Origin of the sequence: Enterobacter cloacae complex sp. P18RS (genome assembly GCF_014982105.1) — a bacterium.
GTDB classification, from domain to species: Bacteria; Pseudomonadota; Gammaproteobacteria; order Enterobacterales; family Enterobacteriaceae; genus Enterobacter; species Enterobacter hormaechei_C.
Genome location: NZ_JADCKV010000006.1, coordinates 36642 through 56635, shown reverse-complemented (window position 1 = coordinate 56635; position 19994 = coordinate 36642). Strand labels below are relative to the sequence as shown.

General features: G+C 53.8%; 20 protein-coding genes. 15 read left to right on the top strand and 5 right to left on the bottom strand.

Going from position 1 to position 19994, the window contains the following annotated elements; genetic code table 11:
* Window positions 1–66 precede the first annotated feature (66 nt).
* Both INF61_RS02695 and mntR read right to left on the bottom strand, forming a co-directional pair.
* Window positions 67–1176, bottom strand: a complete 1110-nt coding sequence (locus tag INF61_RS02695) for an SLC13 family permease (protein WP_047740613.1) — start codon at window positions 1174–1176, stop codon at window positions 67–69.
* On the bottom strand, window positions 1173–1646 hold the full coding sequence (gene mntR, locus INF61_RS02690) for a manganese-binding transcriptional regulator MntR (RefSeq protein WP_015571059.1): 474 nt from the start codon (window positions 1644–1646) through the stop codon (window positions 1173–1175). Before mntR ends, INF61_RS02695 begins: the two co-directional genes overlap by 4 nt.
* A gap of 183 nt (window positions 1647–1829) precedes the next feature.
* Here mntR and mntS point away from each other — a divergent pair, with 183 nt between their 5' ends.
* Together mntS and INF61_RS02680 are read left to right on the top strand one after the other, a co-directional pair.
* The gene (mntS, locus tag INF61_RS02685) at window positions 1830–1958 is read left to right on the top strand and encodes a manganase accumulation protein MntS (RefSeq protein WP_017384915.1); all 129 of its coding nucleotides are present in this window, start codon (window positions 1830–1832) and stop codon (window positions 1956–1958) included.
* 269 nt (window positions 1959–2227) lie between these two features.
* Entirely contained in the window at window positions 2228–3811 is a 1584-nt protein-coding gene (locus INF61_RS02680) for a phosphoethanolamine transferase (protein ID WP_017384916.1), read from the top strand.
* Window positions 3812–3925: 114 nt separating this feature from the next.
* Here the strand turns inward: INF61_RS02680 and ompX are convergent, their stop codons facing one another.
* Window positions 3926–4444, bottom strand: coding sequence for an outer membrane protein OmpX (gene ompX / locus INF61_RS02675; protein ID WP_003858450.1), 519 nt, complete (start codon window positions 4442–4444; stop codon window positions 3926–3928).
* 354 nt (window positions 4445–4798) lie between these two features.
* Between ompX and rhtA the strand changes: the two genes are divergently transcribed.
* From rhtA to ybiO, 6 genes are all read left to right on the top strand, one after another.
* Window positions 4799–5686 (top strand): threonine/homoserine exporter RhtA, encoded by an 888-nt coding sequence (gene rhtA, locus INF61_RS02670; RefSeq protein WP_017384917.1) that lies wholly within the window; start codon window positions 4799–4801, stop codon window positions 5684–5686.
* A gap of 298 nt (window positions 5687–5984) precedes the next feature.
* Window positions 5985–6488, top strand: coding sequence for a DNA starvation/stationary phase protection protein Dps (gene dps, locus INF61_RS02665; RefSeq protein ID WP_000100801.1), 504 nt, complete (start codon window positions 5985–5987; stop codon window positions 6486–6488).
* Window positions 6489–6849: 361 nt separating this feature from the next.
* The gene (glnH, locus tag INF61_RS02660) at window positions 6850–7593 is read left to right on the top strand and encodes a glutamine ABC transporter substrate-binding protein GlnH (RefSeq protein WP_003858455.1); all 744 of its coding nucleotides are present in this window, start codon (window positions 6850–6852) and stop codon (window positions 7591–7593) included.
* Window positions 7594–7686: 93 nt separating this feature from the next.
* Window positions 7687–8346: a glutamine ABC transporter permease GlnP gene (glnP, locus tag INF61_RS02655; protein WP_003858462.1), complete on the top strand. Its 660-nt coding sequence runs from the start codon at window positions 7687–7689 to the stop codon at window positions 8344–8346.
* Window positions 8343–9065, top strand: coding sequence for a glutamine ABC transporter ATP-binding protein GlnQ (glnQ, locus tag INF61_RS02650; protein ID WP_023296158.1), 723 nt, complete (start codon window positions 8343–8345; stop codon window positions 9063–9065). Before glnP ends, glnQ begins: the two co-directional genes overlap by 4 nt.
* 120 nt (window positions 9066–9185) lie before the next feature.
* Complete coding sequence (gene ybiO, locus INF61_RS02645; RefSeq protein ID WP_023296157.1) at window positions 9186–11396, top strand: mechanosensitive channel protein; 2211 nt, start codon at window positions 9186–9188, stop codon at window positions 11394–11396.
* A 45-nt stretch (window positions 11397–11441) separates the two neighbouring features.
* On the opposite strand, the gene rlmF is transcribed toward ybiO, so the two are convergent.
* Complete coding sequence (gene rlmF, locus INF61_RS02640) at window positions 11442–12353, bottom strand: 23S rRNA (adenine(1618)-N(6))-methyltransferase RlmF (protein ID WP_023296156.1); 912 nt, start codon at window positions 12351–12353, stop codon at window positions 11442–11444.
* A 242-nt stretch (window positions 12354–12595) separates the two neighbouring features.
* On the opposite strand from rlmF, the gene mcbA reads away from it, so the two are divergent.
* From mcbA to ybiJ, 3 genes are all read left to right on the top strand, one after another.
* A complete protein-coding gene (gene mcbA / locus INF61_RS02635) occupies window positions 12596–12859 on the top strand; it encodes a DUF1471 family periplasmic protein McbA (RefSeq protein WP_003858470.1) in 264 nt (87 codons plus the stop codon).
* A 123-nt stretch (window positions 12860–12982) separates the two neighbouring features.
* On the top strand, window positions 12983–13249 hold the full coding sequence (locus INF61_RS02630) for a DksA/TraR family C4-type zinc finger protein (RefSeq protein WP_017693765.1): 267 nt from the start codon (window positions 12983–12985) through the stop codon (window positions 13247–13249).
* Window positions 13250–13534: 285 nt separating this feature from the next.
* Entirely contained in the window at window positions 13535–13795 is a 261-nt protein-coding gene (gene ybiJ, locus INF61_RS02625) for a DUF1471 family protein YbiJ (protein ID WP_003858474.1), read from the top strand.
* 116 nt (window positions 13796–13911) lie between these two features.
* Here ybiJ and ybiB read toward each other — a convergent pair whose 3' ends face one another.
* The gene (gene ybiB, locus INF61_RS02620; protein WP_023303333.1) at window positions 13912–14874 is read right to left on the bottom strand and encodes a DNA-binding protein YbiB; all 963 of its coding nucleotides are present in this window, start codon (window positions 14872–14874) and stop codon (window positions 13912–13914) included.
* A 255-nt stretch (window positions 14875–15129) separates the two neighbouring features.
* On the opposite strand from ybiB, the gene INF61_RS02615 reads away from it, so the two are divergent.
* The 4 genes from INF61_RS02615 (at window position 15130) to INF61_RS02600 (ending at window position 19991) form a co-directional block, all read left to right on the top strand.
* Window positions 15130–15666: a fimbrial protein gene (locus INF61_RS02615; protein WP_023303332.1), complete on the top strand. Its 537-nt coding sequence runs from the start codon at window positions 15130–15132 to the stop codon at window positions 15664–15666.
* Between the two features lie 69 nt (window positions 15667–15735).
* Window positions 15736–16410 (top strand): molecular chaperone, encoded by a 675-nt coding sequence (locus tag INF61_RS02610; RefSeq protein ID WP_017693767.1) that lies wholly within the window; start codon window positions 15736–15738, stop codon window positions 16408–16410.
* A 26-nt stretch (window positions 16411–16436) separates the two neighbouring features.
* Entirely contained in the window at window positions 16437–18980 is a 2544-nt protein-coding gene (locus INF61_RS02605) for a fimbria/pilus outer membrane usher protein (protein ID WP_193547501.1), read from the top strand.
* A 21-nt stretch (window positions 18981–19001) separates the two neighbouring features.
* On the top strand, window positions 19002–19991 hold the full coding sequence (locus tag INF61_RS02600; protein ID WP_017384925.1) for a fimbrial protein: 990 nt from the start codon (window positions 19002–19004) through the stop codon (window positions 19989–19991).
* The last annotated feature ends 3 nt before the right edge of the window (window positions 19992–19994 follow it).

Genomic DNA, 19994 nt, shown 5'->3' with positions numbered 1-19994 from the left:
ACTATGCCGTTCACTAAAGCTAGGACGTTGCTATACATTTGCCAGGAAAAACTGACAAATTGCGCACTATATGAGAAGGAATAGTCCGAAACCGACCGCCGCTGACCAGAGCAGCATCGGGATTGACCATAAATGGAAGCGCCACCAGATGCGGCGATCGTTGGCCATCCGCAGGGCGATGAGGTTAGCCAGCGAGCCGGGCAGCAGCCCAAAGCCGCCGACGTTGACCGCCCACGCCAGCAGTACCGTTGGGGGAACATAGTTAAGCAGCAAAATGGTGGACGGCACGTTACTGATCACCTGCGAGAGACCAATCGCCGTCAGCCATAATCCCGGCTGCGACAGACCGCTGACGCTATGGAGAACGTTCTGCAATACCGGAAGCTGGATCAGGAGATGGACGTCAATAAACATCGCCATAAACACCAGCAGCAGCGTCCAGTCAACGCTCACCAGCACCCGCCGGGCGAGGAACAGGAAGCCGCACGCCACCAGCAGCGCGCCCGCCAGCGCCAGGTTTAACTCCAGAGCGATAAGGAAAACGATATACAGCCCCAGGCAGCTCCAGACGAGACGCGGCTGCCACTGGGGGCCGGTTGTACCGCTGTGGTACTGCAACGATTTATTCGGGAAAGCAAACCAGCCCACCGCCAGCAGCGACGCCACGATCGCCAGCGCCAGCGGCGCCATCTGCCCGGTAAACGCGGTAAACGACAGGCCGGAGCGTCCCCACAGCAGAATGTTCTGCGGGTTACCGATCGGCGTGAGCAGCGAGCCCGCATTGACGGCCAGCGCTTCAAAGATAATCAGACGGGTAACCGGTATTTCGCACAGCTTACGCAGCGTGAGCGTAAGCGGCACCACGATAAAAAGCGCCACGTCATTAGTGAGAAACGTCGACAACAGCGCCGCCGAAAAGACCATGAACAGGGCCAGTTTGCGCTCGGTGGCGAAGCGGCGCACCATTTTGCGCCCCAGCACGTCAAAATAGCCGCTCAGCTCCACGCCTTTGGTGAGCATCATCAAACCGCTCAGAGTAATAATGGTGCGCCAGTCTATGGCCGCCGGCCAGGTGTGCGGCGTGAAGGGCACAAAGACGCTGAGCCCAACGCCAGTGATCAGTAAAAGATGGAAAAAGCGATCGCGTTTCAGGGCCTGCAAGCCGGGGATGTTCATTCAGCGGAGGGACCGTATTTGAGCGTAAACTCGCGGAACTTCAACAGCGTCTCTTCACTGACGTGGTGTTCCATACCTTCGGCATCCCGACGGGCAATTTCCGGGCTGACGCCCAGCACCAGTAAAAAATTCTCGACGATCTGGTGTCGCTCGCGGCTCTCCTGCGCCAGCTTCTCGCCCTCAGCGGTGAGAAACACCCCGCGCCAGGGGATCATTTCGATCAGCCCGACCGACGCCAGACGTTTTAACATTTTGGCAACGGTTGGCTGCGACACCCCCAGGCGTGCGGCCATATCCACCTGGCGCGCTTCTCCAACCTCACGGATCAGATCAGAGATCAGTTCGACATAATCATCAATCAGCTCCCGGCGGTGCGCCTCACGCACCTGGCGGAAGCCTTCCACATGCTCTTCAACGTTCACCAGTTGCGTCGTTTTTTTTGTTGTTGGCTTACCTGCGCGACGGTTCATTGTGCTTCCTCAATGGGGTTGACGCTTCCAGCGCCCTGTAACGGAGCGCACATTGTAAACCATAGCTCTACAAGCACAAAAAATTAACGAATTAGCCATAGCTATACAATATAGCCTGTGCTATATCTGTATGTAATGCAGTCACCCTTCACGGATCGAAGGGATCATGAATCAGGAGGTCTTATGAATGAATTCAAGAGGTGTATGAACGTGTTTACCCACTCTCCTTTTAAAGTGCGCCTGATGCTGTTGAACATGCTGTGCGATATGTTTAACGCCAAACCGCAGCAGGACGACAATTCTTCCCACTAAGCGGCGTCGCGGTACGCCGCTTCATTTTCACGTCACACTTACGTTGTAAACTGGCCTGTTCCCGATTATTTTTGCGGATTTGCAGCCCCCTTCGCAAAACATCTGTTTAGCAACTGTTGACCTTAATTCACGCTCGCACTATCTTCTTGCAGCCCTGCACAATTTGCGGCTCGCTGAAGCGGACCTCTCATTCCCTTTCCACGCACTGTCCGGCAGGCTTTGACCCTTGACGCCAGGGTGAGCACATGGCGTTTTCGTGATAGTGATCTATGAACGTAACCCTGATTGATACACTTGTTACCCGCAGCCGGGCCTTAAGCCCGTGGACGGGATTCTATTTTTTGCAATCGCTGTTGATTAACTTTGCTCTTGGCTACCCCTTTAGCCTGCTTTATGCCGTCGGATTCACCTGTATTCTTCACCTGCTCTGGCGAAGCGCACCGCGCGTGCAGAAAGTGCTTATCGGGATCTGTTCTCTGATTGCTGCCGCCTATTTCCCGTTTGGCCAGGCCTATGGCGCGCCGAACTTTAATACTCTGCTGGCGCTTCACTCCACCAATATGGAAGAGTCCACAGAGATCCTGACGATCTTTCCTTGGTACAACTACGTGGTTGGCCTTTTCATTTTTGCCCTCGGCGTGATTGCGGTTCGTCGTAAGCCCGTCGGGAAAAAGGCATGGGGTAAAATTGAAAGCCTGTGCCTGGCCTTTAGCGTGGTGACGTTTTTTGTTGCACCGGTACAAAATCTGGCCTGGGGCGGCGTGTTTAAGCTTAAAGATACCGGGTATCCGGTGTTTCGCTTCGTCAAAGACGTGGTGGTGAATAACGAGGAAGTGCTCGACGAGCAGGCGCGTATGGCCGAGCTTTCCACCATGAAAGATACCTGGAACGTGCTGGCGGTGAAACCGAAGTATCACACTTACGTGGTGGTGATCGGGGAAAGCGCGCGTCGCGATGCGCTCGGCGCGTTTGGCGGTCACTGGGATAACACGCCGTTTGCCAGCGCCGTTAACGGTACGCTGTTTACCGACTACGTGGCGGCCAGCGGCTCGACGCAGAAATCACTCGGTCTGACGCTCAACCGCGTGGTGGATGGAAAACCGCAGTTTCAGGATAATTTTGTCACCCTGGCCAACCGGGCAGGTTTTCAGACATGGTGGTTCTCTAACCAGGGACAGATCGGCGAGTATGATACCGCCATCGCCAGCATCGCGAAGCGTGCCGACGAGGTACAGTTCCTGAAAAGCGGTGATTTCGAAGCCGATAAAAACACAAAAGATGAAGCGTTGCTAAAAATGACGGCGCAGGTCTTTGCTACTCAGCGCACCCAGCCGCAGCTGATTGTCCTGCACCTGATGGGGTCACACCCGCAGGCATGCGATCGTACCGGGGGAAAATATGCGGAGTTTGTGCAATCCAAAGAGACCTCGTGTTATCTCTACACCATGACGCAAACCGACGATCTGCTCAGCAAGCTGTACGCACAGCTGCGCAACAGCGGCGACAGCTTCTCGATGGTCTATTTCTCTGACCACGGTCTGGCATTTAAGGAGCGCGGTAAACAGGTGCAGTATCTGGCACACGATGACAAGTTCCAGCAAAACTTCCAGGTACCGTTTATGGTGCTGTCGAGTGATGACAAAACGCATCGCATCATCAAAGCGCGCCGTTCCGCGAACGATTTCCTGAAATTCTTCTCACAATGGACGGGGATTAAGGCGAAAGAGATAAAAAATGATTACCCGTTTATCTCCGGGAAGAAGGGCCCGCCAGTTTACATTACCAACTTTAAGTTACAGAAAGTCGACTATAACCATCTTGGGACGGATATTTTCGATATTAAGAGTAAGTAATTTCTGCCGTTTCGTGCGGGCTGATGCCCTCACCGGCCCTCTCCCACGAGGAGAGGGTACAAACAAAAAAAATCCGCCACATTGGGCGGATTTTTTACTGGCTCACCGAAGTGATTAGAAGCGGTAACCTACGCCCGCGATCCAGGTGCCAACGTCAACGTTGCGGATACGGCTCTGCTCATAGGAGAAGTCCAGAGCAACGTTTTCGATTGGGTTGAACTGCATACCTGCGCCATAGGAGAAACCATAGTCGCTGTTGCTTGCAGTACGGTTCAGACCCTGGTTTTCGGTCTGCTGGAATTTACCGTAGCCAACACCTACAACACCGTAGATGCTTGCCCAGTCATTCAGGCGGTAAGCAGGACCCGCGGTGATGCCGTAGTACTGACCTTTATTGTAAGAGCCATTTTCAGTACGATCTTTCTCGGTGTAAGTGAAAGAACCGATCACACCCAGCGGGTTGTTGTCTTGCTCGTAACGGTACTTCAGGTTGAAACCGTTGGTTTTGTTCATCACGCCCTGCATATCGCTCTGAGCGTAACCACCGGTTACAGTAGAAGTTGCCGCTACAGCGGTACCTGCGGAAACAGCCAGAACAGCTGCCAGTGCTGAAAGACATGCAATTTTTTTCATAACCACCTCAAATGTGCTTCAAGTAAGTCCGTAAGTTTTAAATATATCAAAAAATTCTGTGAAACTCTTTGTCATTCACGATGTCTAATTCGACCTTTCCTGTAACAGAACATTTCCAGCACCAGCTATCTCGTTCAAATAACTCCAGATTTTCACCTGTAAATGCTAATAGTGCGCGTCATCGCCATTTAGTTCATCCAGATTATTCCTAATCTTTCAGGCGATAAAATCATCAACGTTTTCTCATTTTACGGATTTTCCCTGGATTTTTTTCAACAGTAGCTCAACCGTTGCAGCTTATTTCCATTACACTGCGACTTTTACCTCATTTGACATAAATTGACAGGAGAAAGGATGCCAGGTTTACCTCGTAAATCGTCGGTCTGGATGCCGGTGGCAGTCATACTTATCGCGATGATGTCCATACAAAGCGGCGCGTCGCTGGCAAAATCGCTGTTTCCGCTGGTTGGTGCGCCCGGCGTCACGGCGCTGCGTATCGCATTAGGCACCCTGATCCTCGTGGTTGTTTTTAAACCCTGGCGGCTACGGTTTAAAAAGGAGCAGCGACTGCCACTGCTTTTTTATGGGCTGGCGCTGGGAGGGATGAACTACATGTTCTATCTCTCTATTCAGACGATCCCGCTGGGGATCGCGGTCGCGCTTGAATTTACCGGCCCGCTGGCGGTTGCCCTCTTCTCTTCTCGTCGTCCGGTAGACTTTATCTGGGTCGTACTGGCCGTGCTGGGGCTATGGTTCCTGCTGCCGCTCGGGCAAAGCGTTTCACAAATCGATCTGACAGGGGCAGCTCTGGCGCTGGGCGCGGGGGCATGCTGGGCGGTGTATATTCTCACTGGCCAGCGTGCGGGGGAAGAGCACGGCCCCGCGACGGTCGCCTTAGGCTCGCTGATTGCCGCCGTTATCTTTGTCCCGATTGGAATGGCACAAGCGACAGACTCAATATGGCAATGGTCAATCCTGCCGGTTGGGCTGGCGGTTGCCATTCTCTCCACGGCGCTGCCCTACTCTCTGGAGATGATCGCCCTGACGCGCCTGCCCACACGCATTTTTGGTACGCTCATGAGCATGGAGCCCGCGCTGGCCGCCATCTCAGGAATGATTTTCCTCGGTGAAACCCTGACCCTGGTACAAACGCTGGCGCTCTGTTCCATTATCGCGGCGTCAATGGGCTCCACCCTGACCATGCGTCCGGAACCTAAAGTGGAAAAAATAGACCTCAACTAAGCCTTAAATTCTGCATGGCTAACCCGCCATGCAGAATATACGCCACGTCAGTAGCTCAAATAATTTCTTACAAACTCTCTCATATTGCCAAAATATTTCACCTGCTCGCCTTCCTGGAAAGTGAATTAAGATTGATCTGTATCAATTTAAATAAAACACTTATTTTTCAAAGGATTGAGAATACCACCTTCCTTTCACTATTAAACCAATAGGCAGAGCCAAATCGCAGAGAAAAAATCCGGTGCTATACTTAGTCCCGTAATTACCTGGGACACAAACATCAAGAGGATATGAGATTATGAGTACCGCTAAACTGGTGAAAACGAAAGCGTCTAATCTGCTTTATACCCGTAACGATGTATCGGATAGCGATAAAAAAGCGACCATCGAGTTGCTGAATCGCCAGGTGGTCCAGTTCATCGATCTTTCGCTGATCACCAAACAGGCCCACTGGAATATGCGCGGTGCAAACTTTATTGCCGTTCATGAAATGCTGGATGGCTTCCGCACAGCACTGGTGACTCACCTGGATACCATGGCCGAACGCGCCGTACAGCTGGGTGGCGTGGCACTGGGTACCACACAGGTGATCAACAGCAAAACGCCACTGAAAAGCTATCCGCTGGATATCCATACCGTTCAGGATCACCTGAAAGAGCTGGCGGATCGTTATGCGATTGTGGCGAACGATGTTCGTAAAGCGATTGGCGAAGCCAAAGATGAAGATACCGCTGATATCTTCACTGCCGCATCACGCGACCTGGATCAGTTCCTGTGGTTCATCGAGTCCAACATCGAATAATCCCTGCGGATTGTCCGAATAACCCTCGCCCCTGGCGGGGGTTTTGCACATTTATGGTGCGCACTTTTGCCCGCGACGGCCGCAAAAGTGAATAAAATGTAATAATCACCTCACACAACCGTTAACGGAAGATTGTTTTTTCGTCAGATTCTGCGCTAAATATCCCCCTGTCAGAAGACCTTAACGAAGCGCACCAAAACGGTGCTCCATTCTGGTGCAACCTGGCAGAATTGCCACGCTTTTTGTGCAATGCGTGACATCATCCCCTTTGCAAAACAACAGCTTGTAAAATTGGCACGATTTTTTCATTGTGCCTGAGGTTCTCGCAGGGGATCGCCCCGTGGATATAAAAGGAAATGCTATGAAGTCTGTATTAAAAGTTTCACTGGCTGCACTTACCCTGGCGTTTGCGGTGTCCTCGCAGGCTGCCGACAAACTGGTTGTGGCGACTGACACGGCGTTCGTACCGTTTGAATTCAAACAGGGTGATAAATACGTTGGTTTTGACGTGGATCTGTGGGCCGCTGTCGCAAAAGAACTCAAACTGGATTACACCCTGAAGCCAATGGATTTCAGCGGCATTATCCCGGCACTGCAAACCAAAAACGTTGACCTGGCGCTGGCAGGCATCACCATTACCGAAGAACGTAAAAAAGCCATCGATTTCTCTGACGGCTACTACAAAAGCGGCCTGCTGGTGATGGTGAAAGCGGATAACAACGACGTGAAAAGCGTGAAAGATCTCGACGGTAAAGTGGTCGCCGTGAAGAGCGGCACCGGCTCCGTTGATTACGCGAAAGCCAACATCAAAACCAAAGACCTGCGTCAGTTCCCGAACATCGACAACGCTTACATGGAACTGGGCACCAACCGCGCTGACGCGGTGCTGCACGACACGCCTAACATCCTTTACTTCATCAAAACCGCCGGTAATGGCAAGTTCAAAGCGGTAGGTGATTCCCTGGAAGCTCAGCAGTACGGTATTGCGTTCCCGAAAGGCAGCGACGACCTGCGTAACAAAGTTAACGGCGCGCTGAAAACCCTGAAAGAGAACGGCACCTATAACGAAATCTACAAAAAATGGTTCGGTACCGAGCCTAAATAATTTCACCTGACTTCAGGTTTGTAACGCCCGGTGGCGCTTCCGCTTACCGGGCCTACGTTTTTTGTTTTTCACCACGGTATACAGGAATACATCATGCAGTTTGACTGGAGCGCCATCTGGCCTGCCATTCCTCTCTTGCTTGAAGGCGCTAAAATGACCCTGTGGATTTCGGTCCTCGGTCTGGTTGGCGGGTTGATTATCGGTCTGGTGGCCGGTTTCGCCCGCACCTACGGCGGCTGGATTGCAAACCACATCGCACTGGTTTTCATCGAAGTGATCCGCGGCACCCCCATTGTGGTGCAGGTCATGTTCATCTACTTCGCCCTGCCGATGGCCTTCACCGACCTGCGCATCGACCCGTTCAGCGCCGCCGTTGTTACCATCATGATCAACTCCGGCGCCTACATTGCGGAAATTACCCGCGGTGCGGTGCTGTCGATTCATAAAGGCTTCAGCGAAGCCGGCCTGGCGTTAGGTCTTTCCCGTCGCGAAACCATTCGTCACGTGATCCTGCCGCTGGCGCTGCGCCGCATGCTGCCGCCGCTGGGTAACCAGTGGATCATCAGCATTAAAGACACCTCGCTGTTTATTGTTATCGGCGTGGCCGAACTGACCCGTCAGGGCCAGGAGATCATCGCGGGTAACTTCCGCGCTCTGGAAATCTGGAGTGCGGTCGCCGTTGTCTATCTGATTATCACGCTTGTCCTGAGCTTTGTTCTGCGTCGTCTTGAAAGAAGGATGAAAATCCTGTGATTGAATTTAAAAACGTTTCCAAGCACTTTGGCCCAACCCAGGTGCTGCACAATATCGATTTGAACATCAGGCAGGGCGAAGTGGTGGTGATCATCGGGCCGTCCGGTTCCGGTAAATCCACCCTGCTGCGCTGCATTAACAAGCTTGAGGAGATCACCAGCGGCGATTTGATCGTCGATGGTCTGAAGGTTAACGATCCGAAAGTGGACGAGCGCCTGATCCGCCAGGAAGCGGGCATGGTGTTCCAGCAGTTCTACCTGTTCCCGCACCTCACGGCGCTGGAAAACGTGATGTTCGGTCCTCTGCGCGTGCGCGGGGCCAGCAAAGCGGCAGCGGAAGCGCTGGCAAGAGATCTGCTGGCGAAGGTTGGTCTGGCGGAGCGTGCCCACCACTATCCTTCCGAGCTGTCCGGCGGCCAGCAGCAGCGCGTGGCCATTGCCCGTGCGCTGGCGGTGAAGCCAAAGATGATGCTGTTCGATGAGCCAACGTCGGCACTCGACCCGGAGCTGCGTCACGAAGTGCTGAAAGTTATGCAGGATCTGGCGGAAGAAGGCATGACGATGGTGATCGTTACCCACGAAATCGGCTTTGCCGAAAAGGTGGCGTCCCGTCTGATCTTCATTGATAAGGGCCGTATCGCGGAAGACGGGAATCCGCAGGCGCTGATTGCGAACCCACCAAGCCAGCGCCTCCAGGAGTTCCTGCAACACGTCTCCTGATAGACACACCCAGAGCCGGGCATGCCCGGCTTTTTTACGCCGGATTGTTCCCAAAAAATCCCCTCCGCCCCCCGCGCTCTATACTTATCATTTTGCACGATATTTTTGTCGGAGGACGCCGTGCCGTGGATCCTGTTGCTACTGTTTAGCCTGTTAAGCGCGCCATCACTTGCTGTAACCCTTCCCGGCGTCACCACCGGAGCCACCGCCACCCAGCAAAATGCGCCGCCAGAGCCAGACGCAGAAAAGAAAAAAGCCGCCTACGGCGCGCTGGCCGACGTGCTTGAGAACGACACGTCCCGACAGGAGCTGATCGATCAGCTGAGGAAGGTGGCTGCCACGCCGCCTCAGGATCCGGTTCCTGCTATTGCGCCGCCGGAAGCCGAAGAAGAAAAAACGGTGCTGGAAAACGTCACCGACATCAGTCGCCGCTACGGGGAAGCCCTGTCGTCGCGTTTTGCCCAGCTCTATCGCAACCTGGTTGGCACCTCACATAAGCCTTTTAATCCTCACACCTTTTCCGCAGCCGCCACCCAGTTTGCTATTCTGGCTGGCGCCGTCTTCATTTTTTACTGGCTGTTGCGCCTGTCTGTCTGGCCGCTTTACCGGAAAATGGGCCAGTGGGGACGCAAAAAGAATCAGCATAAAAGCAGCTGGCTGCATCTTCCGGCAATGATTACCGGGGCGTTTGTCATCGATTTGCTGCTGCTGGCCCTGACGCTGTTTGTCGGCCAGATGCTGGCCGACCGACTTAATACCGGAAACAAAACCATCGCGTTTCAGCAGGGACTGTTCCTCAATGCATTTGCCCTGATTGAGTTCTTTAAAGCCCTCCTGCGGCTGATCTTCTGCCCGCGCGTGCCGGACCTTCGCCCCTTCGCCATTTCGGATCAGAGCGCCAAATACTGGGCGGTGCGGCTCAGCGTGCTGAGCGGGTTGATTGGTTATGGCCTGCTGGTTGCCGTGCCGATTATTTCCAACCAGGTTAACGTGCAGTTCGGGGCGCTGGCGAACGTGCTGATCATGCTGTGCATTACCGTCTGGGCGCTGTACCTCATCTTCCACAATAAAAAAGCGATCACCGACAGCCTGCTGCACCTGGCCGATCGCTCCCTCTCCTTTTTCAGCCTCTTTATTCGCGCCTTTGCGCTGGTGTGGCACTGGCTGGCCAGCGCCTATTTTATTGTGCTCTGTTTCTTCTCCCTGTTCGATCCGGGCAATAGCCTGAAATTTATGATGGGGGCGACGTTCAAAAGCCTGGCGATTATCGGCATTGCGGCCTTTGTCTCTGGCCTGCTCTCCCGCTGGCTGTCGAAAACGATCACCCTGTCGCCGCAGGTTCAGCGTAACTACCCGGAACTGCAAAAGCGGGTAAATGGCTGGATGACGGTATCCCTGAAGGTGGCGCGTATTCTGACGGTCTGCGTGGCAATTATGCTACTGCTGAACGCGTGGGGGCTGTTTGATTTCTGGAACTGGCTGCATAACGGCGCGGGGGAAAAGACCGTTGATATTCTTATTCGTATCGCGCTGATCCTGTTCTTCTCCGCCGTCGGCTGGACGCTGCTGGCAAGCCTTATCGAAAACCGTCTGGTGTCGGATGTCCACGGCAGGCCGCTGCCGAGCGCCCGCGCCCGCACGCTGCTGACCCTGTGCCGCAACGCGCTGGCGGTGATCATCAGCACCATCACCATCATGATTGTACTGTCGGAAATCGGCGTGAATATCGCCCCGCTGCTGGCGGGTGCCGGTGCGCTTGGGCTGGCGATCTCCTTTGGTTCGCAGACGCTGGTGAAGGATATTATCACCGGCATTTTTATCCAGTTTGAGAACGGGATGAACACCGGGGATCTGGTGACCATAGGACCGCTCACCGGCACGGTGGAACGCATGTCCATTCGCTCCGTCGGCGTACGTCAGGATACCGGCGCGTATCACATTATTCCGTGGTCATCGATCACCACCTTTGCCAACTTTGTGCGCGGCATTGGTTCGGTGGTGGCGAATTATGATGTCGATCGTCATGAGGATGCAGATAAGGCGAAGCAGGCGCTGCGGGATGCGGTGAGCGAACTGATGGAGATGGAGGATATTCGCGGGCTGGTGATTGGTGAACCGTCGTTCGCGGGTATCGTCGGGCTGACGAACACTGCCTTTACCCTGCGCGTGTCGTTCACCACCCAGCCCCTTAAGCAGTGGACGGTGCGCTTCGCCCTCGACAGCATGGTGAAAAAACACTTCGATCTGGCGAACGTGAGAGCGCCGGTGCAGACGTATCAGGTATTGTCGCCGCCCGCTTCGCCGCTGCCTCCGCAGGAGCCGACGCTGTAACCGAGCCGGGTGGCGGCTTCGCCTTACCCGGCCTGCGATGGGGGGCTATTTGCGGCGTTTGTTATCGTCCATAAAGGTCCAGGCGATAAAGCGGCTCTGCTTCTGGCCCTGCGCCATCTCTTTTTTGACCACTCTCACCGCGCCGACGTCGGTCAGGGCGCGGTAAAGCGGCGGCAGGTTATCGCCACGGGAAACCAGCGTGGTAAACCATTTCACCTGACGACCGAAGCCCTTACTCTCGGCAATCATGCGCAAAATAAATGCCACTTCCCCGCCCTCGCACCACAACTCCTGCTGCTGGCCGCCAAAGTTCAGCGCGCCATCTTCAGCCTGGCCCAGGTTACGCCGCTTGCGTTCACTGCCCGCACGTGCGGAGGCGGCGGAGTCGTGGAATGGCGGGTTGCACAGGGTGGCATCATATTGTTCGTTCTTGTGAATAATGCCGTTGAAAATAGCAGCGGGATCCTTTTGACGACGCAAACGAACGGCCCGGCTTAACCCTGGGTTAGCGTTGATAATGGCCTGTGCGCTGGCAAAGGCCTCGGCGCCGATCTCGCTGCCGGTAAACCGCCACTGGTACTCATGTGCGCCTATCAGGGGGTAGATCAGGTTCGCGCCCGTACCGATATCAAGCACGGTGGCCTGTTTCGGCACCACGCCGCCATTATCATCTGCCAGCAGATCGGCAAGATGATGGACATAATCCGCACGGCCTGGCACCGGTGGGCAGAGAAAGCCATCCGGGATGTCCCAGTGCGTAACGCCATAAAAATGGGCCAGCAGCGCTTTGTTCAGCGTCTTAACCGCCAGCGGATCGGCAAAGTTTACCGACGGTTCACCGGCTGGTGTCTGAACAATAAAATCCTGCAATTCCGGGCAGCTCAGGCACAGGGCTTTCATGTCGTAGCGGCTACGGTGGCGGTTACGCGGGTGCAATCCCGGCTTTTGGGAAGTCATGGCATTCTCCTTTAGACAGCCGCGTAAGATACCCTGTGACGGCGCGGGGGTAAATATCTGTCTGCGCTGCACAAAAAACCGACGAAAATCAGCAACCTGTATGTCTATGATCTGTCAGCAAATTGTCAGAATTTATCGTTCAAAAAATAAGCAGATCATCATCAAATTTTTGCGCTAAATCACGCGCGTCAGGCTTCTAAACTTAAGAGGAATCACCTGTTGTTTCCCCTGAGGATGTGATTATGAAAAAGTATCTGACCTTTATTATTGCGGGTGCGCTGGCAGGCGCATCGTTCTCAGCCTGGTCCGTTCAACCTCTGACCGACAGCAACGACACCAGCCAGCTACGTGCGGCCGGGACGGTCTCTGTCAGCCGGGCAAGCAACCTTGATGACCTTCAGGACAAGCTGGCCGAAAAAGCGCGTCAGGAAGGGGCTAAAGGCTTCGTGGTGAACGCCGCCGGTGGCGATAACCATATGTACGGCACCGCGACTATCTATAAATAACGCCCTCTTTTCCCACACTGCATCTGCAAGGCAGATGCAGTTCTCATTTCCTTCCTTCGCCTTGACTGTGCGTTTTTTAACCCCATATTAAGATGAATGGCTTAAACAGATCAGGAGAACATGATGGCTTCCGGCTGGGCGAATGACGACGCCGTTAACGAACAGATCAACAGTACCATTGAAGATGCGGTCGCGCGTGCTCGCGGTGAAATTCCGCGCGGCGAAAGTTTGACGGAATGCGAAGAGTGCGGGGATCCGATTCCTGAAGCACGGCGTAAAGCCATTCCTGGCGTACGGCTATGCATTGCCTGTCAGCAGGAGAAAGATTCAAAAAATGCGGCACATTCAGGATATAATCGTAGAGGATCGAAAGACAGCCAGTTACGTTGACTTTCCTTTACCGAAGTTAACCGCGCCAGCCGTTTACTTTACGCTCACGACTTTTAGCGAAACGCGTAGCAAAACGTGCCCTTCCGATGGCTTCTGTAAAGCGCATCCCCAAGAAATGTCAATTGCGCTTCTGAATTTATTAATAATCAATAAGTTATTTGTCATTCAATTTTTTTGAGTAACCACGTCAATTCTCTTCGATTTTATCTTCCACTAAAAACCGTGATACTTATCACATCGACGGAACATCGTCCCCTTAACAGAATAACCTGCGAGAATTGACCTATGAAAACCATCAAATATGCTGTTGCCGCTGTTGCCCTGTCCGCTCTGTCTTTCGGCGCTTTCGCCGTAGAGCCAGTCTCCTCTACTCAGGCACAGGATCTGAATAAAATCGGGGTGGTGAGTGCTGAAGGCGCGACCACGCTGGACGGTCTGGAAGCCAAACTGGCGGAAAAAGCTGCCGCTGCCGGCGCAAGTGGATACACCATCACCTCCACTAACGGTAATAACAAACTGAGCGGTACTGCGGTTATCTACAAGTAATCGAACGAATTATGCTCCACCCTCACCCTACCCTCTGGTGAGATGCTCCAACCCTCATTGACCCTGTTGTTGTTACCCTTGTTTGCCCGTCCGCCACTGGACGGGCTTTTTTTTGCTTAAAACGACTGCGCCACGCGCTGCAACCCGGCGTCCACGGACGCCACTTCCCCTGCCGCCAGCAGACAGCAGGCCATTTGCAGCTTGATAGACTGCGGAACCGGCACCTTTCCGGCCAGACACTGTACGATCCAGTGCGCGGTGACTTGCGGATCTTTCGACTCAGGCAGGATCACATCGCTGTTCTCTTCCCCACGTTCGAGCACGACCCGCGTCCCGGCAGGCTCAATTAGCATCAGCTGTGGACAACGCTGCGGGTTGGCGTAAACCTCCCCTTCAGTCCCGTGCATCAGCAGCGCTCGCCCGCCGATTTCGGCAAAGAATTGACCGACCCGCGTCACGTACTCCGGATGGGAGACGCTGGAAAGACGCAGCGCGGCGTCTTCGGCAAACGGCGTCGCCAGCTTCGCCAGGGTATGGGCGCTGTTACGTACCCCCATGCGCCAGCGCATGCCCAGCTGCTTTTCCAGCGGCGGGCAGAGCGCGCGCACGGGAATATAGACCGGCTGGTTCCCCTCCAGCTTTGCCTGCGCCTGGCCAGCATGGAGAGTGGGTTCGATGCCTAATAATTCCAGAATGGTTTCTGTCAGCACGCGCGTCGGATCTTCGCTCACGCCATGCACCACCACCGGGAAACCGAGTTTCTGCAACAGAATAGCCAGCAGCGGCGTGAGGTTTGCCTGCTTACGCGCGCCATTGTAGGTCGGGATCACAATCGGCATCGGCTTCGTGACGGGCGGGGTTAAACGCATCGTCTGCGACTGCATGGCCTCATAAAAACCGCGCATCTCCGCCTCACCTTCCCCTTTGATGCGCAGCGCAATCAGAATGCCGCCCATTTCCAGATCCGGCACGTCGCCATTCAGCATATGCGTGTACAACGCACGGGCCGTTTCCTGATCCAGATCGCGAGCATGGTTTTTCCCACGCCCTACCTCTTTGATAATTTTGCGGTAATCCACGACATTTCTCCTGACAGCATCATCTTGTTAACAATATAGCCCGATGAACACGCACCCGATAGTGTTTTGTGATCATTATCAACCTGCTGTTTTCAGGTAAAAAAATAAACTCAAGCACTATTTGCATTATTTGTGATTGGAACTAAAGATTCGTACCTGCCCTTTTTTTGATTAAATAAACATCGGAAAGTTATTAAGGGTCAACGGTAAAAACGTCCAGGCAACGTTTTTGCCAGTAACACATTGGGATTTACTATGAACAAGGTTGCATTAGGGTTGTTTATCGCCACAACGGTGGGATGTTCTGCATCCGCATTTGCGGCAACCAACGGTGAAGGGCAGATTAATTTCACCGGAGAAATTATCGATTCTGCTTGCCAGGTCGTGAATGGATTAAGTAATCCATTAGATGTTCAGTTAGGAAAAGTATCTAAAACGGTATTTACCGGCGCAGGCTCTACCAGCACACTCACGAAGTTTGATATTAAGTTAACCAATTGTCCGGAAACCGTAACCTCGGCTGCGATTAACTTCGGTGGTACCCCGGATGCGGATAATAATGCCACGCTGGCATTAACGCCCGATACCGATGCGGCTACTGGTGTAGCTATTCAGCTAATGGATGCTTCCGGGCAGCCTGTCACTCTGTATACCCCTTCGAAGCAATATCCTTTAGCCTCCGGAACGGAGGTTAACGACCTGGAGTTCGGTGCGCGTTATATTCAAACTCAGGCGGCAGTTACTGCGGGCCCTGCTAACTCTGTATCGACCTTCACCGTTATTTATAACTGATCTTATCAATCCTGAGATATTAATGCTCTTGCGGGCATTAATATCTCATCTTTTTATTGAGAAATCTTTATGCGCCACGGTTATTTACTGAGCACTCTTTTACTGGTAGCAGCCTCGGCACAGGCGGGTGTCGTGATCAATGGCACCCGTCTGGTCTATCAGGGAGATAAAAAGGAATCATCTCTTGGTCTTTCAAACCCAGATACCACGGATTATCTGGTGCAGTCCTGGGTCGATTCCGGCGGTAAAAACCTGGCCAAAGCCCCGTTCCTGATCACCCCGCCGCTTTTCCGACTGGATGCGAAAGAAGATAACGTACTACGCGTGGTGCGTACGGGAGGAAATTTACCGGAAGACAGGGAATCTCTGTACTGGCTGAATATTAAAGCGATCCCTTCCTCAAAGCAGGTTGAAGGCGTAAATACGCTGCAAATTGCCATTAACACCCGAATTAAATTGCTCTATCGCCCGTCAGCGGTAAAAGGCAAACCAGAAGATATGGCCGATAAACTTGAATGGCATCGCGAAGGGAATGATTTAGTGGTGAACAATCCCACGCCTTTCTATATGAATTTTCAGGCCGTCACCCTGAATGGTCAGAAAATCACGAAAGCCACCTGGGCTGTGCCGAAAACTGAAACGCATTTTGCTTTACCTGGCAATGTCGGAGGCTCGACCGTCGTGTATTCCATTATTACGGATTACGGCAGCATCAGCCAGACATGGTCTAAACCCGTTCATTAATAATATTGCCCGGTAATAAAATCATCATGTACCGCCATAAAAAGCCGTTCACCTGCCGATTTTCGTCATTGCTGATGACTTTTTGTTGCCTGGCAATGGCGATCTTTGCGCAGCAGGTTTTGGCTGATGATTATTTTAACCCTGCCCTGCTGGACATTGATAACCCGCAGCAGGAAAAGACCGATCTGTCTGTCTATGAAAAAGGTCCCGGTCAGGCGCCAGGTAAATATCAGGTCGCGGTATTTATCAATAACAATAAAATTGATACCCGTGACGTGACCTTTAACGTAGTTAAAGATCCGCAGGGCACCAGCACGCTTCAGCCTTGTTTTACACTGGACGAATTAAAGAGCCTCGGGATCAAAACGCAAAAATATCCGCAGCTGAGGGCAGAAGGTCAATGCGCCGATCTACACGCCATCCCTTCGGCATCCGCGACCTTTCGCGTACGCAATCAGCAGCTGCTGCTGAGCATTCCGCAAAAGGCGCTCGGACAGGTGCCACGCGGTTACATCGACCCGAAAGAGTTTGACGAAGGGATCAACGCGGGCCTGCTTAATTACAGCGTCAACGCCAGCCAGAGCCATGCGCGCCAGCAGGGTGAAGAGGATAGCAGCAGCCAGTACGTTAACCTGCGTCCCGGCTTCAACCTCGGGGCATGGCGCGTTCGTAACTACTCCACCTGGAATCGCAGCACCACGGGCCACGAGGAGGAACAGAAATTCACCTCCGTTTATACCTATGCGCAACGCGATATTGTGGCGATGAAAAGTGACGTGACGGTGGGTCAAAGCACCTCACCTTCCGACGTTTTTGACAGCGTCCCCTACACCGGCGTGGAGCTGAAATCCGACAACGACATGCTGCCGGACAGCGAAAAAGGCTATGCCCCTATTATTCGCGGCACCGCCCACAGTAACGCGCTGGTGATGGTCCGCCAGAACGGGTACGTGATTTATCAGAACACGGTCGCGCCGGGCGCATTCGAAATTAACGACCTCTACCCCACCGGCAGCAGCGGCGACCTCCAGGTCACGGTGAAAGAAACTGACGGCAGCGAAAGTCATTTCGTGGTGCCGTTTGCCTCCGTGCCGGTATTGCAGCGTGAAAAAAACCTGCGCTACAGCGTAACCGCCGGGCGTTATCGCTCTTATGACAAAGACGTTGAAAAGACCCCGTTTGCCCAGGGAAGCGCCATCTACGGTTTACCTCACGGCTTCACGGCCTACGGCGGCGTGCAGCAGAGCAGCCACTATCAGTCCCAGGCGCTCGGCGCCGGGAAAAACATGGGCGATCTCGGGGCGTTCTCCATTGACGTGACCCGCGCCAGAGCCCTGCTGAAAAAACAGCAGTCCAGCAATGGCCAGTCGTGGCGCGTACGCTACAGCAAAGATTTCGCCGGTTCAGGCACCAACTTTTCGCTTGCGGGCTATCGCTATAACAGCAAGGGGTTTTACACCCTGGACGACACTATGGAGTCGTATACCCGCGCCGACGACTGGTCTGCTCCCCAGCAGCGCCGCGCCCGTACAGAAGCCACCATTGACCAGACGCTGCCAGAAGGTTGGGGGTCGGTGACGCTGAGCATGGTGAAGGAAACTTACTGGAGCCAGAGCCAGAACATGACCTCCCTGAGCGTCAGCTACAACAACAGCTGGCACGGCGTGAGCTACAGCCTCAGCTACAGCATGAACAAAAACACTCACGACAGCGATGAAGACGGTAATGAGGTAACAAACGACAACCAGTTCTCGCTGAGCGTTTCGGTTCCGCTGGATCGCTGGATGCATAACACCTGGGCCACGTACAACCTGAACAACACCAAAGATGGCACCACGCAGAACATCGGTCTTAACGGTACGGCCCTGAAAGAAGACAACCTGAACTGGAATATCCAGGAAGGGCTCAGCAGCACCGGCAGCGGTAACTCCACCAGCATCAACACCGATTACAAAGCGACCTACGGCGAAGTGAGCGCAGGCGTCAGTCAGGATAAGTATCAGCAGACCCTGAACGTCGGTTTGCAGGGCGGCGTGGTGGCCCACGCTAACGGGATAACCCTGAGCCAGCCGCTCGGTGACACCATCGCGCTGGTGAAAGCGCCAGGTACGCACGGCACCCATATCACCAACCAGACAGGCGTGGAGACTGACTTCCGCGGCTATACCGTCGTGCCGTTCGTGACCGCTTATCGTCACAATACCATCGCGCTGGATACCGAAACGCTGCCGGAGGATGCCGACGTCACCCACGCGGCGCAAATTGTGACGCCAACCCGCGGGGCCGTGGTGCGCGCCAGCTTTACTACCCGCGTGGGTAACCGCGTCCTGATGACGCTTACACAAAATGGTAAACCGCTGCCCTTCGGCGCAACGGTCACCACCGGGGATAAGGACAGCGAATTTATTGTCGGAAATGACGGCCAGACTTACCTATCGGGTCTGCCACAGCAAGGGCATCTCAACGTTTCCTGGGGACAGGAGGCGAGCGAGCACTGCGTCGCTGACTATGCGCTAACGGATGAGAAAGAGAAAACCAGCATCATTAACGCTGCCGCGCAGTGTCATTGATTACCGTTCAGGCTAACGATTATGCAAATGATTAAACAGTGCTTTTTCTTACTGGTTCTGGGAACCGCCGCGTTATTTATGCCGCATGCGAAGGCGACCTGCACCACGCCGGATCTGCCCAAAATGATTAACGTGGCCTCCATCTCTGTCCCCACGACGCTGGCCGTTGGCGCAACTATCCCGGGTACAGAGCAAAGCGTTCATGTTGCCGGGCACTGCGATCAGAGTATCGACAGCGGTCTGGAAATTGTTTCCTGCTACTACGGCACCGGCGCGGAAATTCCTGGGCTCAGGGGCGTTTATGATTCCGGCGTACCGGGGATTGGGGTCGCACTAATGAACGATCAGGGTCAGCGAATCAGCGGAGCAGGCGGAGTACAGTGCGATTCACGCGGAACGCCTGTTGCCTATGTTTCTACCGATGGCACACAGTCGTTTAACTTTGACGTCACGCTTGAACTGGTGAAAACAAGCGACGCCGTGACATCCGGCACGCTGGTGCAGTCTCAGACCGAATTCGGCATTGGCGTTTTTGGCCATGAAGGGATCGGCAGCCCTAATCATATTGCGTATGCAGGTAACGTCATTTTGCATCAGGTCACCTGCTCTGTTTCGCCAAAAAATCTCACCGTTAATTTGGGCGATTTTCCCGTCAGTGATTTTATGAGCGTGGGGTTTTTATCCAGCCCCGCTCAGACGTTTAATATCACCGTTAACTGTGACACAACCGTTCAGCCTGAGCTAAAAATCACCAGTGCTAACGGGTACGAAACGGCATTTGAGGGAGTGATCAAACTGACGAAGCAGACGGGCATGGCAAGGGGCGTCGGGGTAAGAATGCTGTTTGATGACCATATCGCGACCTTTGACTCCTACGTCAACACCCAAAGCCAGGCCGTTGCCAATGAAACGCTGGATATCCCCTTTCAGGTTCGCTACGAGCAGACCAGCGATGTGGTGACGCCCGGCCCCGCCAACACCGTAGCAACCATCACTCTCGCCTATAAGTGACAA

Excerpts from the sequence above, each read along its gene's own strand:
- INF61_RS02680 (WP_017384916.1), top strand. The coding sequence starts at position 2,228 with ATGAACGTAACCCTGATTGATACACTTGTTACCCGCAGCCGGGCCTTA.
- INF61_RS02615 (WP_023303332.1), top strand. The coding sequence starts at position 15,130 with ATGAACAAGGTTGCATTAGGGTTGTTTATCGCCACAACGGTGGGATGT.
- ompX (WP_003858450.1), bottom strand. The coding sequence starts at position 4,444 with ATGAAAAAAATTGCATGTCTTTCAGCACTGGCAGCTGTTCTGGCTGTT.
- INF61_RS02605 (WP_193547501.1), top strand. The coding sequence starts at position 16,437 with ATGTACCGCCATAAAAAGCCGTTCACCTGCCGATTTTCGTCATTGCTG.
- glnH (WP_003858455.1), top strand. The coding sequence starts at position 6,850 with ATGAAGTCTGTATTAAAAGTTTCACTGGCTGCACTTACCCTGGCGTTT.
- rhtA (WP_017384917.1), top strand. The coding sequence starts at position 4,799 with ATGCCAGGTTTACCTCGTAAATCGTCGGTCTGGATGCCGGTGGCAGTC.
- INF61_RS02600 (WP_017384925.1), top strand. The coding sequence starts at position 19,002 with ATGCAAATGATTAAACAGTGCTTTTTCTTACTGGTTCTGGGAACCGCC.
- mcbA (WP_003858470.1), top strand. The coding sequence starts at position 12,596 with ATGAAAAAGTATCTGACCTTTATTATTGCGGGTGCGCTGGCAGGCGCA.
- ybiJ (WP_003858474.1), top strand. The coding sequence starts at position 13,535 with ATGAAAACCATCAAATATGCTGTTGCCGCTGTTGCCCTGTCCGCTCTG.
- INF61_RS02630 (WP_017693765.1), top strand. The coding sequence starts at position 12,983 with ATGGCTTCCGGCTGGGCGAATGACGACGCCGTTAACGAACAGATCAAC.
- glnP (WP_003858462.1), top strand. The coding sequence starts at position 7,687 with ATGCAGTTTGACTGGAGCGCCATCTGGCCTGCCATTCCTCTCTTGCTT.
- mntR (WP_015571059.1), bottom strand. The coding sequence starts at position 1,646 with ATGAACCGTCGCGCAGGTAAGCCAACAACAAAAAAAACGACGCAACTG.
- dps (WP_000100801.1), top strand. The coding sequence starts at position 5,985 with ATGAGTACCGCTAAACTGGTGAAAACGAAAGCGTCTAATCTGCTTTAT.
- mntS (WP_017384915.1), top strand. The coding sequence starts at position 1,830 with ATGAATGAATTCAAGAGGTGTATGAACGTGTTTACCCACTCTCCTTTT.
- INF61_RS02695 (WP_047740613.1), bottom strand. The coding sequence starts at position 1,176 with ATGAACATCCCCGGCTTGCAGGCCCTGAAACGCGATCGCTTTTTCCAT.
- INF61_RS02610 (WP_017693767.1), top strand. The coding sequence starts at position 15,736 with ATGCGCCACGGTTATTTACTGAGCACTCTTTTACTGGTAGCAGCCTCG.
- rlmF (WP_023296156.1), bottom strand. The coding sequence starts at position 12,353 with ATGACTTCCCAAAAGCCGGGATTGCACCCGCGTAACCGCCACCGTAGC.